Here is a 14,573-nt window from a genome sequence, read left to right on the forward strand (position 1 = left end):
AGTCGGCCCTGTTGCTCCAGTCGGCCCTGTTGCTCCAGTCGGCCCTGTTGCTCCAGTCGGCCCTGTTGCTCCAGTCGGCCCTGTTGCTCCAGTCGAGCCGGTTGGTCCCGTTACTCCTGCTGGGCCGGTTTCTCCAGTAGCTCCGGTTTCCCCGGTCGAGCCAGTTTCTCCGGTTTCGCCAGTAACTCCAGTTGGACCGGTTGGGCCTGTTGGACCCGTTTCTCCGGTTTCTCCTGTTACTCCAGTTGCTCCAGTTATACCCGTTGCTCCAGTCACACCTGTTGAACCGGTTGGGCCTGTCGATCCCGTTGGGCCTGTTATTCCGGTTGTACCGGTTGTTCCAGTTGAACCAGTTACTCCCGTGGCTCCTGTTACTCCCATGGCTCCGGTTGCCCCGGTTACTCCTATTGCTCCGGTTTCTCCTGTTGGACCCGTGATTCCGGTTGGGCCAGTTTCTCCCGTCACCCCTGTTACTCCTGTTGGACCCGTTTCTCCCGTTGAACCTGTTACTCCAGTTGGGCCGGTTTCTCCAGTTGGGCCGGTTTCTCCGGTCGAACCTGTTACACCTGTTGCCCCTGTTATTCCGGTTGAGCCTGTTGGTCCGGTTGGACCGGCCTCTCCCGTTGGGCCGATTTCTCCAGTTACACCCGTTACCCCTGTTGGGCCGGTTGCTCCGATTGAACCTGTTGGTCCGGTTGGACCGGCCTCTCCCGTTGGGCCGATTTCTCCAGTTACACCGGTTGCTCCGGTTGCCCCTGTTGCTCCAGTTACACCAGTCAAGCCGGTTGGGCCTGTTATTCCTGTTGCTCCGGTTGAACCGGATGCACCCGTCGCCCCGGTTTCTCCTGTCGATCCCGTTGGACCAGTCTCCCCAGTTGACCCGGTTGATCCTGTCGCGCCTGTTACCCCCGTTACTCCGGTTGAGCCGGTTGATCCCGTTGCACCAGTTGAGCCTGTTACTCCCATTGCCCCGGTTACACCAGTCGAGCCGGTTGATCCCGTGGTTCCGGTTTCTCCTGTTGATCCGGTTGGGCCAGTTGAGCCGGTTGCGCCAGTTACACCAGTTGAGCCCGTGACCCCAGTCGGGCCAGTAACTCCTGTTGCCCCTGTTACTCCGGTTATACCAGTTGGGCCGGTTGAGCCGGTTGAACCTGCTACCCCAGTTGCTCCGGTTATGCCAGTGGCGCCCGTTGCGCCGGTTATTCCTGTTACACCGGTCTCTCCTATTGCGCCGGTTGGGCCTGTTACTCCAGTCGCTCCGGTTGGACCGGTTTCTCCCGTTGGGCCGATTTCTCCAGTTACACCGGTTGCGCCGGTGGCTCCTGTTACACCCGTTACCCCAGTCGCTCCTGTCGATCCCATTGCACCCGTTGAGCCGGTGGCTCCTGTTGGCCCAGTTACACCAGTCGCCCCGGTTTCTCCCGTTGGGCCGATTTCTCCAGTTACCCCGGTTGACCCGGTTGACCCAGTTCCTCCTGTTGGGCCGATTGCCCCCGTTGCGCCGGTTTCTCCTGTTGGTCCTTCTGGGCCGATTGCCCCAGTCACTCCCGTTGAACCCGTTTCTCCTGTTGATCCTGTTGCTCCAGTTACTCCCGTTGCTCCGGTTTCTCCTGTTACACCTGTTGATCCCGTTACACCAGTTGGACCCGTGATTCCGGTTGGGCCGGTTTCTCCAGTCGATCCTGTTGCTCCAGTCGAGCCGGTTGGTCCCGTTACTCCTGCTGGGCCGGTTTCCCCGGTCGAGCCAGTTTCTCCGGTTGCGCCAATTACTCCAGTTGGACCGGTTGGACCAGTTTCTCCCGTTGCTCCGGTTATTCCTGTTGCCCCAGTTGGGCCGGTTGCTCCGATTGAACCTGTTGCTCCGGTTGGACCGGTCTCTCCCGTTGGGCCGATTTCTCCAGTTACACCGGTTGCGCCGGTTTCTCCTGTCGATCCCGTTGGACCAGTCTCCCCAGTTGACCCGGTTGATCCTGTCGCGCCTGTTACTCCCGTTGGGCCTGTTGGGCCTGTTGAGCCTGTTGAGCCGGTCGTTCCCGTTGCTCCTGTCGGCCCGGTTATTCCTGTCGCACCGGTTTCTCCGGTTACTCCCGTCGCCCCGGTTACTCCAGTTGAACCCGTTTCTCCTGTCGATCCTGTTGATCCGGTTACACCAGTTGAGCCCGTGACCCCAGTCGGGCCAGTCACTCCTGTTGATCCGGTTACACCAGTCGGACCCGTTTCTCCCGTTGAGCCAGTTGCTCCTGTTTCTCCTGTTGGACCAGTCTCCCCAGTTGACCCCGTTTCTCCTGTCGATCCGGTTGGGCCGATTGCACCCGTTTCTCCGGTTGCGCCTGTTGGTCCTGTTGTTCCTGTTGCGCCTGTTGCTCCTGTTATCCCCGTTGCCCCAGTCACTCCCGTTGATCCCGTTGCTCCGGTTGAACCTGTTACCCCGGTTGTCCCCGTTACACCAGTCACTCCTGTCTCCCCGGTCGGACCTGTTATTCCTGTCGCTCCGGTTGGGCCGATCGGGCCAGTAGCCCCTGTGGCTCCCGTTATCCCCGTTGCCCCAGTCACTCCAGTTGGACCCGTTTCTCCCGTTGAGCCAGTTGCTCCTGTTTCTCCTGTTGGACCAGTCTCCCCAGTTGACCCGGTTGATCCGGTTTCTCCTGTCGATCCCGTTGCGCCGGTTATTCCTGTTACACCGGTCTCTCCTATTGCGCCGGTTGGGCCTGTTACTCCAGTCGCTCCGGTTGGACCGGTTTCTCCGGTTGAACCAGTTGACCCTGCTGCTCCTGTTGGTCCAGTTACTCCCGTTGAACCAGTTGATCCCGTTATACCAGTTACCCCAGTCGCTCCTGTCGATCCCATTGCACCCGTTGAGCCGGTGGCTCCTGTTACTCCCGTTGCTCCGGTTGAGCCGGTTGGGCCGGTTGGGCCGGTTGGGCCGGTTACACCCGTGACCCCAGTCGGGCCAGTAACTCCTGTTGCCCCTGTTACTCCGGTCGATCCCGTTTCTCCTGTTGCACCTGTTACTCCGGTCTCTCCTGTTGCACCAGTTATCCCAGTCGCTCCTGTTACTCCCGTTGAGCCGGTGGCTCCGGTTGGACCGATCTCTCCCGTGGGCCCAGTTGAGCCTGCTGCACCAGTAACTCCAGTTGGACCGGTCGAGCCGGTTGGGCCTGTTGCTCCAGTTGAACCGGTCGCTCCTGTTGATCCTGTTACTCCAGTGGCTCCGGTTAACCCCGTTTCTCCGGTTGAACCTGCTACCCCAGTTCCTCCTGTTGCCCCGGTTGAACCTGTTGCGCCAGTTGGGCCTGTAACCCCGGGTGCACCCGTTGACCCAGTCGCTCCTCTTGCCCCGGTTGAACCAGTTGCTCCCGTTGCACCAGTTACTCCGGTCGCTCCTCTTGCTCCGGTCACTCCTGTGGGGCCCGTCACTCCTGTGGGACCTGTAATTCCTGTTACGCCAGGTTCACCCCCGGTTTGCGCCAATGAAACATCGTCTATTAAAACCGTGCCGGAAGAAACTTTACTTAATACAATGACGGCAGAGGCCGCGCCAGAAGGCACACTGCTTGTTTTATAGATTTCAGACCATGTGTGAAAGAGCACGTTCGGCAAATTTCCGGGTGTAATATTTTCTTGAATGGAACTGATTTGTTCACCTGCTGCGCTGACATAGATGAACTGGAGAGTTACTTGGGGACTTGGCTCATTTCCGAGCGTTGCGAGTGATACGAATAGAGTCAGTGACTTGGCTGAAATGGGAACGATTTGACTGAGGTAAGCATATGGCTGAGCTCCAATAAATTGCGCGGAATATCTCCCTGAATGTGCAAACAAACTGTTAATCTGGGTATTGGCCGAACTCCACCCTGCTAATGTACCGGTTTCAAAGCTCCCGTTTATAATCGGATTATTCATTCAATCTTTTTCCCTCTCCTTCCCGTTGTTGACCGTCTTACCTATTAAGACAGCATATTAATACGGGCTGTGTTTTGACAACCTAAATAAAAAAGGTGATTTCTATTCATCACCTTAGTCCGATCCTTGAATGGGGAATCCCGTCGCAATGAGGGAGCGGTTTGCCGCTGCGACTTGTGTTACGAGATTCGAAGAAAGGACGGATAAATAGAGCTGGTACGCGGCTGTTTCATCCGCCTTCATTTCGTCGATGTACGTAAAAGGAATTCCTATGATTTGTCCGCCTGAAGAAAAGAGGTTCCGCTCTTGTCTCTGTGTTTGTATCGATACGCCATTTCTTTGCAGATCGACAGCTAAGACCAATGAGAAATGAGACGCGAGCGGGTCTAATTCCACATTTACTTGTATGACGGCATCCGTTTTCACCAATTGATCTGTCGGCGCGGCTATCACTGTGCTTAACACGTTTATCGGTGTTCCTTCTAACGGAATCATCATCTGGTCTGCTGTATTTTGAAAAGCTACCGCAGGAACCGCTCCCGGCGGCCCCTCAGGCCCCGGTGGACCGGGCGGACCGGCCTCCCCTTGCGGACCGCGGGAGCCGGCGGGTCCTCTTTTGCCTTCGGGACCTCGCAGCCCGGGTACGCACAAGGCAGATCGATTTTCATCTGAATACGGAAACCGTTTTTCCGTCCCTGTTTCCGGTCTTTCAAGTTCACATGGTAATTGTTCATACCGGCGTTTCATATGTCTGCTCATATATTTGTAAGGTTTCTGTTTCAATATCATGTATTGATCACGGCCGCTGCTCATATTATCACCCCGGCCATATTCTATTCGCACTGAAGTCATCATGTGCAGGCCCTTCCCATTCCCTACAGAAATAAAAAAAGGCAGACCTGAGTCTGCCTTTTTTCTTCTACCATAACCCTAATACTTTCCACCATAATCCGCCGATCACAAGCCATGTCACAATATGGACGATTGACAGGATAAAGCCGATGGACCACCATTTGCTTTGCGATATATAACCCGCTCCGAAAAAGACCGGAGCCGCTCCCGAACCGTAATGCGTCGTAGAACCGAAAAGGTTGCTGAAAAACGCCAGGCTGAGCGCCGCCAACAGCGGCGGAGCGCCTGCCGCCACGATGACGGCGAGAAATGCCGCATACATGGCGCTGATATGCGCGGTTGCGCTCGCAAAGAAGTAATGCGTGTAATAATACACGACAATCAGAATCATAAATGCCACAATCCATGAAAAACCGGAAACAGAAGATTTCATCATATTGCTGAACCAAGACACCATACCGAGCTCATTCAGGAAATTCGCCAGCATCACAAGCGCCGCGAACCAAGTCAGCGTATCCCATGCACCTTGTTCTTTTTTGATGTCCTCCCATGTTAATACCTGTGACAAAAGCAAAACGGATAATCCGATCAGGGCCGTCGTCGTTGCGTCAATATTTAAGCTTCCTCCGAAAATCCACAGCGCAAGCACCAATAAAAAGACGATGACCATGGAGAGTTCGGATTTTTTAAACGGACCCATTTCTTTCAATTTTTCCGTTGCGATTTTAGCCGCATCCGGTGTTTCTTTAATTTCCGGCGGATACAGCTTATAAATGACGAGCGGCGTAATGATTAAGCTCGCCAATCCCGGTACAATGGCCGCGATTGCCCAGCTTGTCCATGTGATGTCCACCCCTGCGACATCGTGGGCCAGCTTGGCGATCAGCGGGTTCGCCGCCATTGCCGTCAAAAACATCGCAGACGTAATCAAGTTTCCTTGAAAACCGGTTTTTAATAAGAAAGCGCCGATTTTCCGCTCTGTTCCGTCTGCCGGCGTTGATCCGAAAGTTTCGGATAATGATCTGATAATAGGAAAAATAATGCCGCCCGCCCGTGCCGTGTTGCTCGGAATGGCAGGTGATAAAATTAAATCACTGAAAAGCAGTGAATAAGAAAGGCCGAGTGTTTTCTTCCCGAACCGTTGTACGAATACGTAAGAAATCCTGGCGCCGAGCCCGGTTTTGATGAACCCCCGGGAAATAAAAAAGGCGATGACAATCAGCCAGATTGTCTTGTTTCCAAATCCGCTTAACGTATTTTCAATAGATAGCGTTCCCGTTAACGCGGTGACTGCCAATGCAAAAATTGCAATTGCGCCCATTGGCAAGGGCTTGGAGATAAAGCCGATAATTGTTGCGACAAAAATAGCGAACAAATGCCATGCTTTAGGTTCAAGTCCGGACGGCGCGGGAATAAACCAAATGATTAATCCCACAGCAACAGTAATAAGCAAAGGAATGATTTTTACTGCCTGCTGTTTTTTTGCGTCTTTTTCTGAAGCCATTACAGGTCTCCTCCTATTTTGTTGTCTTCCATCCCCTATCCCATTTTACTACTTAACTAAGTTAATAAACGTTTTTGTTAATTAAAAAACACAAAGGAATATTTTCCTTTGTGTTTCTTGTTTCTTATTTTAATATGCCCGACCCGGCTTTAGATATAACATCTGATTTTACATTTGATGATGAGCCGATGGAACCGTGCAATGACGGTGTCCAGCCGACGGACTGACTTAATCCGTTGGCGGCTGACGCGTTAATGGAGGCGCCGTTTAAAAGAGTGCCGTCTTCATGAAGCGCTTTTCCGCCGCTGAAGACGCTGATGACTTTATCAGCAGCCAGTCCCGGCACTTCAAAGACATTATTCTGGGCATATATTTTTGACGCGTGGCCCGCGCCCCACGCATAGCTGAACGGGTATGCGGCGCTTTTCGAGCCTGCGTAAAAATTATTATAAATATGAACCTGCCCGTACCGGACCCGCGGTGCGCGCTGGACGATGTTCTGATAATAGTTATGGTGAATGGTCACCTTCAGTTTTCCTTCATCCGACGTCTTGCTGTCGCTGTTTCCGATGACGGAGCCTTTGTCATGGTCATGATATTTATTATAGGACAATGTAATATAATTCGCCCCGTTGGCTATATCCGTCTGGCCGTCATGGTGCTGATATTTTCTCCCGTAATAGTAGGGAAAACCGCTGTCGGGATTCGATCCGTCATTAAAGGTGCAATGATCGATCCAGATGTGCGTCGCGCCGTTAATGGTGATATTGTCATATTCCGAGTTCCAGTTGCCGCTGCTGCCGTCCGTCGGGTCCCATTGCGGAAAATAGTCGTAAGCGTCTTGAAATTCAATGTTGCGGATGATGACATTGTCGACGCCGTTCTTTATATTAAAACTTCCGCCTGTCACTTTGGCATTTGAACCCGAGCCGATGATCGTCGTATTTGAAGGAATGTCAACCACGACCCGTGCCTTCTGGTTTTTTTGCGATCGCTGTCTGGCGTCTTCCTGGGTGCCTGACGGCGCTTTTTTTCCCCATTTGTCCGGGTCGTACGCCTTGAGATAGGCATTGAGATCATATGCCGGATCTTTATAATCATTAAAGCCGAGCGTTTTATTGCGGTCGTCCGTATTCATATTGATTGTGCCTTGTATGTAAATAATCTTCGGTGTGCTGTTGGCGCTTCCCCCTAATGCAGAAACGAGCTGCTGTCTGTTTGATACGGTGTATACATTCGATGATGAGGCTTTCGCGCCGCCGGTTGTCCCGCCGGAAGCGGCTCCCCAGCCGTCATTTGTTCCTAACGTCTGCCGTCCCAGATCAGCGGCATAGACGTCCGCAGGGATCATACATAAACAAATCGCCAGCATAAGTAACATTTTTTTCATGAATTGTGCTCCTCCTGATTCCGTATACCAATTTATTACAATTGAATTGTATCAAATCAGTTGAGAAACAGCACCGAAAATGTACAGAATGTGCCTTTCGGTTTTATTGCGGAAACCGCAAAAAAAATCCCAAGGGACCGAAAACCCCTTGGGATCTGTTCAGCTTACGCCCATGATTTCACTTTTTCGTTATCCGTGACAAACAGAAGAACTTTTCCTTCATCTAAGCGCTTTTCAAATTGTGATGCTTCCTCTTCTGAAAAGCCGATTTCGTGAATTTTGTTGCGGAGCTCGTCGCCTTTTTTATTAAACATATTGCCGACTGCGTGTTTAATGCCCGTTTCTTTCGCTCCGATGGTATTGACATCAGTATTATCTGCCAGGCGGTCCGTTCTGTCGTCATCATGAGAAAGCACATATACGTCTTCTTTTGCGACACCCAATTGCTGAAGCTCTTTTACGTCCTGCATCAGTTTTTGATCATTTGTATATTCTCTTACTACCGGTTTCATTGATAAGTCCTCCCTTTTGTTTTTGTATATTTGATGTTTACCCGCTCAACCAAGGATCAAACAAAAGAAAGAGAGTTCCGTGAAAAAACGGGCAGGTTGTCGGTGGATATTTTCTGGCGGGACATGTTACAGTAGAGGAAGCTACATTTATCAGAAAAATAAAAATCTTCATGAGCCGATTAAGCAGGGAGGTGGTTCCTATTCATTACTTTTCACCGGAACAGCGATTTAACGCTTGGGTTGTCAGTGATTTAGTGAAGCAGGTATTCCGCCGGCATACCCGCTGCCCGGATGGAATAAAAGAGCTTACGGCCTTTGCTGAAGATACTTTTCATATTAATATCGATTTCGTTTTCTCTATCATTATCAATATCGGTGATATCGAATCCGTTCTGCCGAAAGAAATTGAAAATAGGCTGGGTTCTTATCTGACCGCGCTTCAGCCCGTCGTTACCGCTGACATGCTTCATTCTTCAAAAACGAATGCCTATGAATATTTGGAACATGAGAAAAACACCGATGTGTACCGGTTATTCTATTAAATATGCATGTGAGGAAAGAAGGGCCCTGGGCCCTTCTTTTTTTATGACCGCTGACGGTTTGATTTTGTAATCGGGAAATGGTTCGTGTTACATTTGGAACAACCACTTATCTTGAAGGAGGATTCAGTATGCCGAATAATCAGCAGCAAATTCAATTGGCAAGACGCCCCAAAGGCGTTCCCGCCCATGACGATTTCCGCTTTGAAACGATTGCCGTTCTCGAACCGAAAGACGGCGAAGTGCTTGTGAAAACGAGTTATGTGTCCGTTGATCCGTACATGCGCGGACGGATGCAGGATACAAAATCATATGTAGAGCCGTTCGCTTTAGATGAAGCCATAACAGGCGGAGTGATTGCCGAGGTTCTGACAGACGGCGATAAGCTGAAAAAAGGAGATGTTGTGATCGGAAATCTCGCGTGGCAGGAATATTCAGCCGTCAATGAGTCCGCCCTCCGCAAGTTGGATACGGATATCGCACCCGCCCAGGCGTATCTCGGCATTTTAGGGATGACCGGACTGACCGCTTACTTCGGGCTGCTCGATATCGGCCGTCCGAAAAAAGGCGAAACCGTCGTCGTTTCAGGCGCGGCGGGCGCCGTCGGCTCAACAGTCGGACAGATTGCCAAAATCAAAGGCGCGCGGGTTGTCGGCATCGCCGGATCTGATGAAAAAATCGCGTATTTGAAAGAGGAGCTTCAATTTGATGAAGCCATTAATTACAAAACGGCGGATGATATTCAAAAAGCGCTGGAACAGGCATGTCCTGACGGCGTCGATGTCTATTTTGACAATGTCGGCGGACCGATTTCAGATGCGGTGATAAACCTGCTGAATGAATTCGCCCGCATTCCGGTATGCGGAGCGATCTCATCGTACAATACCGAAAGTGAAGAAGAAGACATGGGCCCCCGCGTCCAGCCGAAGCTGATCAAAACAAAAGCGCTGATGCAGGGATTCATCGTCAGTGATTATGCTGACCGCTTTTCCGAAGGTGCGAAACAATTGGCCGAATGGCTTAAGGACGGAAAGCTTCATTATGAAGAAACGATTACGGAAGGATTCAGCAATATTCCTGACGCGTTCCTCGGCCTGTTTAAAGGAGAAAATAAAGGCAAACAGATCATCAAAGTCAGTGATCTAAGTTAACATGATGATGAAAAAAAGGAGGGCTTTGTCCCCTCCTTTTCTGTTTATTTGGGATCAGCCGTGAAGAATCAAAGTAAGAAAGCCGTCTTCATCAGGCTCCGTATCTTCCAAAATGAATCCCGCTGCTTGAAAGCAGGCTAAACTGATTTGATTGTCTTTTTCGATGCTTGCCGCCCATTCCCGCACGCTGGTAAACCCAGGGTCAGTCAGCAGTTTTTGCAAGATCTGTTTTCCGTACCCTTGAAGCTGGTATAAAGGATTGACGATCAACCCGATATACGCCCGCTCATCCACAAACTCTATAGAGGCCATGCCTGCCGGACACTCCCCGTCATATGCCATAATGACAGTATCGTCTTTATCTTTATTCAATCGTGCATACCACGCGTCTAATGGCAGCATTGCATCCATTCTCCGTTTGATATTATCGTTCTTAAACCAGTGTTCAAGTATTTTCAGCTCGGGTTCCTTCAATATTTGACATCTGTCTATTGAAACCATCTTCCCGCCCCCGCCTGAACATTTTCTATTATTTTACAACAAAAAAAGAAGGGCTTCCCGCCCTCCGTTTCTTATTTCTCAGATAGTTTTCCGCCTGAATAAACGGCCTCTTTCAGCTCAATTCCGAGTGATTTGGCCATTTTTTTCAATTTGGATTCTTCCATCGGCGTGACAAGGCTGAGTACGGTTCCTTCTTTACCGGCCCGCCCCGTCCGGCCGGATCTGTGGATATATCCGTCTTCATTCGGTATGTCCGCGTGAATGACGTACGGAAGATCATCGATATCGAGTCCGCGCGCCGCAATGTCAGTCGCCAGAAGCAGCGGAAATTCTCCCCGTTCAAACGCTGATAATATCTTTGCCCGCTCCATTTTTTTCGCTTCTCCATGCAGAATGCCGAGATCCACGTGGTGATAGGCGAGTTTTTCCGCATAGACGCTTAAATTTCCGATATCTCTGACGAACACGAGCGCCTGCATGCCGTTCAGCCGTGACAGCTTTTGCAAAAGCTTCACTTTATCCCGCTGATCGCAGACGAGATATTGATGCGTGACGCGCGCTTTTTCCGCCGTATTCCGCTCCACTTTCAAAACGGCCGGTTCGTGTGCGATGGTATTCAGCACCTGTTCTGTTTCCGGCTGCAGCGTAGCGGAAAAGCTTAAAAGCTGTCGGTCTTTCAGCGTCGTTTTAATGATTTTTTTCATCGTTTCGCGGTGTTCCTGTGTCACGAGCTGATCCGCTTCATCAAGAACGATCGTCTTGACTTCATGCATTTTCAGCTTTTTCGCCTGAATCAATTCGAGCACCCTGCCCGGTGTGCCCGCGATGATATGCGGTTTATTTTTGAGCTTTTCCACCTGCTTTTTCACGTTTGCTCCGCCGATCAAAGACAAAGCGCGAAGATCAGAGCCTTTTTTCCACTCCTGAATCACTTGGAAAATCTGCATCACCAGCTCGCGGGACGGCGCTAAAATGATCACTTGCGGATGTTTCTGTTCCGGGTTGATCCGCTCCAGAACCGGAAGCGTGTACGCCAATGTTTTTCCCGTTCCCGTCGGGGATTCGGCGATGACGTCTTTCCCTTCCATGATCACCTGAGCGGCTTTTTCCTGAATGACGGTCGGCTCCTGAAAACCTGAGGCCTCCCAGTTTTCGGCGATAAATGGTTGTGTATGCTGTAAAAATGGCCATGTTTGGGTCATGTCGTTCTCCTCAATTCTTAAAATCTACTCCATAGTATCTCAAATGCACGCGCTAAACGCAATTTTCTTTTTCCTTCCAAGCCTTTTAACAAACGGTCTCCTCCTTTATAATCATAAATGAGAAAGACACATGATAAATAAAGCGTGTCTGATAACGATAGAGGTGTAATGATGAGTATTTTATCCGTAAAAGATTTAAGCCACGGCTTTGGTGACCGTGCGCTTTTTAACAATGTATCGTTCCGTCTTTTAAAAGGGGAACACGTCGGCTTAATCGGAGCAAACGGCGAAGGTAAATCAACGTTTATGAATATTATTACCGGAAAACTTGAGCCTGATGAGGGTAAGGTTGAATGGGCGAAAAACGTGCGCGTCGGCTACCTCGATCAGCATACCGTGCTTGAAAAAGGAAAAACGATCCGCGACGTGCTGAAAGATGCGTTCCATTACTTATTTGCAATGGAAGAGGAAATGAATGAGATTTACAACAAAATGGGCGAAGCGGACCCTGATGAGCTTGAGCAGCTGCTTGAAGATGTCGGTGTCATTCAAGACGCCCTGACAAACAATGATTTCTACGTGATTGACAGCAAAGTTGAAGAAATCGCCCGCGGCCTCGGCCTGCAGGATGTCGGCCTTGACCGCGACGTCACAGACTTAAGCGGCGGACAGCGGACGAAAGTGCTGCTCGCCAAGCTGCTTTTGGAAAAGCCGGAAATCCTTCTGTTGGACGAACCGACCAACTACCTTGATGAACAGCATATTGAATGGCTGAAACGCTATTTGCAGGAATATGAAAATGCGTTCATCTTGATTTCTCACGACATTCCGTTTTTAAACAGCGTGATCAATTTGATTTATCATGTGGAAAACCAGGAGCTGACGCGTTATGTCGGTGATTATCATCAATTCATGGAAGTATACGAAGTGAAAAAACAGCAGCTCGAAGCCGCCTATAAAAAACAGCAGCAGGAAGTGGCTGAGCTGAAAGATTTCGTCGCCCGCAACAAAGCGCGCGTCAGCACGAGAAATATGGCGATGTCCCGCCAGAAAAAGCTTGATAAGATGGATATGATCGAACTGGCGGCCGAAAAACCGAAACCGGAATTCCATTTCAAGCCTGCGAGAACGTCAGGCAAGCTCATTTTTGAAACGAAGGACTTAGTCATCGGCTACGATACTCCGCTGTCACGCCCGCTCAATCTCAGAATGGAGCGCGGACAGAAAGTCGCCCTGTACGGCGCAAACGGCATCGGGAAAACGACGCTGTTAAAAAGCCTGCTCGGTGAAATCCAGCCGCTGGAAGGCACGGTGGAACGGGGCGAGCATCAATACACGGGCTATTTCGAGCAGGAAGTGAAAGAAACCAATAACAATACGTGCATCGAAGAAGTGTGGAGCGAATTTCCTTCCTTTACCCAGTACGAAATCCGCGCCGCCCTCGCCAAATGCGGCCTGACGACCAAACACATTGAAAGCCGCGTCTCCGTTCTCAGCGGAGGAGAAAAAGCGAAGGTCAGACTGTGCAAGCTGATCAATTCAGAAACAAACCTGCTCGTGCTTGACGAACCGACAAACCACCTGGATGTCGATGCGAAAGAAGAGCTGAAACGCGCGCTGAAAGAATACAAAGGCTCCATTCTGCTGATTTCCCACGAACCCGAGTTCTACATGGATATCGCGACGGAAACATGGAATTGTGAATCTTGGACGACGAAAGTGCTGTAAACACAAAAAGGAACTCCCGCCTGTGCGGAAGTTCCTTTTTTTTCTTAATGTCCGGCTTTTATTCCGGCGAGATGTTTGCGTCCCATGAGAAGGACAAGCATGCCGACAAAAACGACGATCCCGCCTACTGTATATGGTGTGCTTGCAGTGAAGTGTTCTGACAGCATTCCCGCAATCCACGGAGCGAGCGCACCGCCGATAAAACGGACTGAGCTGTAGGCTGAAGACGCGATTGAACGTTCAACCGGTGCAGAACCCATTACAGCGGTTGTCATGATCGTATTCACCATACCGAGAACAGCACCGGCGACAACGATACATGTAATGATCAACGTCTGATGGTCAGTCCAGATCCCCATGATGATGAGAATGACCGCAAAGGCGATAAAGAGAACGACGAGCGAACCCACTGTTCCCAGCACTTTGTGCACGAGCGGCGCCGTAAAGACTGACGTAATTGCCAGCAATAACCCCCAGCCGAAGAAGACGTATCCAAGGCCGTGTTCATCTAAATCCAGCACGAACGGAGAATAAGCAAGCAAAATAAAAAATCCAAAGTTGTATAAGAATGCAGATACTGCCATTGTCAAAAGGCCTTTATATTTGAGCGCCTTCATCGCATCAAACACACCGACGCGTTTCGCCGGTTTCGGCAGCTTCGGCAGCATGAGTGAAATCGCGCAAAGCGCTATGAACATGAGGACAGACACTCCGAAGAACGGAGCGCGCCATGAAATGCTGCCAAGCTCTCCGCCTGCAAGCGGCCCGACGGAAATTCCCAGTCCGAGTGCAGCCTCATACAGAATAATGGCTTTGGCGCTGCCGCCGACAGATACCCCGACAATGACGGCAAGCGCGGTTGAAATAAAGAGAGCATTCCCAAGCCCCCAGCCGCCGCGATAGCCGACAAGCTGAGCGATTGAACTTGAGCTTCCGCCGAGAGCGGCAAACACGATGATAAAAATAAGTCCGAGAAGCAGCGTCCATTTTGCGCCGATCCGGCTTGAAATCGCGCCGGAGAAAAACATCATAAAACCGGTAACGAGCAAATAACTTGTAAATAGCAGAGATACTTCACTAGGTGAAGCATGTAATTGTGCGGCGATCGCCGGAAGAATCGGATCGACAAGACCGATTCCCATAAAGGAAATCACACAGGCAAACGCAACCGCCCAAACGGCTTTCGGCTGGCTGAATAAGCCTGTTTTCTGTTGTGATGATGTATCCATTTGACCAAACCTCCTGTTTCATCCATTAAAAGAAACGCTATATCCATAGCGTTTACAGCAAA

The 14,573-nt window shown here is 50.5% G+C and carries 11 protein-coding genes; 3 read left to right on the forward strand and 8 right to left on the reverse strand.

Annotation, left to right across the window (positions count from 1 at the left end):
- From G9F75_RS19980 to G9F75_RS13980, 5 genes are all read right to left on the reverse strand, one after another.
- Positions 1–3,903 (reverse strand): NTTRR-F1 domain (locus G9F75_RS19980; RefSeq protein ID WP_221414860.1); only part of this gene is annotated, 3,903 nt, incomplete at its 3' end.
- A gap of 114 nt (positions 3,904–4,017) precedes the next feature.
- The gene (locus G9F75_RS13965) at positions 4,018–4,716 is read right to left on the reverse strand and encodes a hypothetical protein (RefSeq protein WP_167409194.1); all 699 of its coding nucleotides are present in this window, start codon (positions 4,714–4,716) and stop codon (positions 4,018–4,020) included.
- Positions 4,717–4,822: 106 nt separating this feature from the next.
- A complete protein-coding gene (locus G9F75_RS13970) occupies positions 4,823–6,259 on the reverse strand; it encodes an anion permease (RefSeq protein WP_007408966.1) in 1,437 nt (478 codons plus the stop codon).
- Positions 6,260–6,383: 124 nt separating this feature from the next.
- Positions 6,384–7,649: a pectate lyase gene (locus tag G9F75_RS13975; RefSeq protein WP_094296470.1), complete on the reverse strand. Its 1,266-nt coding sequence runs from the start codon at positions 7,647–7,649 to the stop codon at positions 6,384–6,386.
- Between the two features lie 164 nt (positions 7,650–7,813).
- On the reverse strand, positions 7,814–8,161 hold the full coding sequence (locus tag G9F75_RS13980) for a YflT domain-containing protein (protein WP_003155650.1): 348 nt from the start codon (positions 8,159–8,161) through the stop codon (positions 7,814–7,816).
- Between the two features lie 191 nt (positions 8,162–8,352).
- Between G9F75_RS13980 and G9F75_RS13985 the strand changes: the two genes are divergently transcribed.
- Both G9F75_RS13985 and G9F75_RS13990 read left to right on the forward strand, forming a co-directional pair.
- Positions 8,353–8,703, forward strand: a complete 351-nt coding sequence (locus tag G9F75_RS13985) for a DUF3212 family protein (RefSeq protein WP_007610002.1) — start codon at positions 8,353–8,355, stop codon at positions 8,701–8,703.
- 128 nt (positions 8,704–8,831) lie between these two features.
- Complete coding sequence (locus G9F75_RS13990; protein ID WP_167409172.1) at positions 8,832–9,851, forward strand: NADP-dependent oxidoreductase; 1,020 nt, start codon at positions 8,832–8,834, stop codon at positions 9,849–9,851.
- 54 nt (positions 9,852–9,905) lie between these two features.
- Here the strand turns inward: G9F75_RS13990 and G9F75_RS13995 are convergent, their stop codons facing one another.
- Both G9F75_RS13995 and G9F75_RS14000 read right to left on the reverse strand, forming a co-directional pair.
- Entirely contained in the window at positions 9,906–10,352 is a 447-nt protein-coding gene (locus tag G9F75_RS13995; protein ID WP_154818028.1) for a GNAT family N-acetyltransferase, read from the reverse strand.
- Between the two features lie 71 nt (positions 10,353–10,423).
- Positions 10,424–11,554: a DEAD/DEAH box helicase gene (locus G9F75_RS14000; RefSeq protein ID WP_021495144.1), complete on the reverse strand. Its 1,131-nt coding sequence runs from the start codon at positions 11,552–11,554 to the stop codon at positions 10,424–10,426.
- 171 nt (positions 11,555–11,725) lie between these two features.
- Between G9F75_RS14000 and G9F75_RS14005 the strand changes: the two genes are divergently transcribed.
- Positions 11,726–13,282, forward strand: a complete 1,557-nt coding sequence (locus tag G9F75_RS14005) for an ABC-F family ATP-binding cassette domain-containing protein (protein ID WP_012117051.1) — start codon at positions 11,726–11,728, stop codon at positions 13,280–13,282.
- Between the two features lie 44 nt (positions 13,283–13,326).
- Here the strand turns inward: G9F75_RS14005 and G9F75_RS14010 are convergent, their stop codons facing one another.
- The gene (locus G9F75_RS14010; RefSeq protein WP_065180695.1) at positions 13,327–14,511 is read right to left on the reverse strand and encodes an MFS transporter; all 1,185 of its coding nucleotides are present in this window, start codon (positions 14,509–14,511) and stop codon (positions 13,327–13,329) included.
- Positions 14,512–14,573 lie beyond the last annotated feature (62 nt).

It is taken from the genome of Bacillus sp. EKM208B, assembly GCF_011800725.1.
GTDB lineage: Bacteria > Bacillota > Bacilli > Bacillales > Bacillaceae > Bacillus > Bacillus velezensis.

What these genes read in the sequence shown, in the direction of transcription:
- G9F75_RS13965 (WP_167409194.1), bottom strand. Translation starts at nt 4,716, where the DNA reads ATGAGCAGCGGCCGTGATCAATACATGATATTGAAACAGAAACCTTAC.
- G9F75_RS13970 (WP_007408966.1), bottom strand. Translation starts at nt 6,259, where the DNA reads ATGGCTTCAGAAAAAGACGCAAAAAAACAGCAGGCAGTAAAAATCATT.
- G9F75_RS13975 (WP_094296470.1), bottom strand. Translation starts at nt 7,649, where the DNA reads ATGAAAAAAATGTTACTTATGCTGGCGATTTGTTTATGTATGATCCCT.
- G9F75_RS13980 (WP_003155650.1), bottom strand. Translation starts at nt 8,161, where the DNA reads ATGAAACCGGTAGTAAGAGAATATACAAATGATCAAAAACTGATGCAG.
- G9F75_RS13990 (WP_167409172.1), top strand. Translation starts at nt 8,832, where the DNA reads ATGCCGAATAATCAGCAGCAAATTCAATTGGCAAGACGCCCCAAAGGC.
- G9F75_RS13995 (WP_154818028.1), bottom strand. Translation starts at nt 10,352, where the DNA reads ATGGTTTCAATAGACAGATGTCAAATATTGAAGGAACCCGAGCTGAAA.
- G9F75_RS14000 (WP_021495144.1), bottom strand. Translation starts at nt 11,554, where the DNA reads ATGACCCAAACATGGCCATTTTTACAGCATACACAACCATTTATCGCC.
- G9F75_RS14005 (WP_012117051.1), top strand. Translation starts at nt 11,726, where the DNA reads ATGAGTATTTTATCCGTAAAAGATTTAAGCCACGGCTTTGGTGACCGT.
- G9F75_RS14010 (WP_065180695.1), bottom strand. Translation starts at nt 14,511, where the DNA reads ATGGATACATCATCACAACAGAAAACAGGCTTATTCAGCCAGCCGAAA.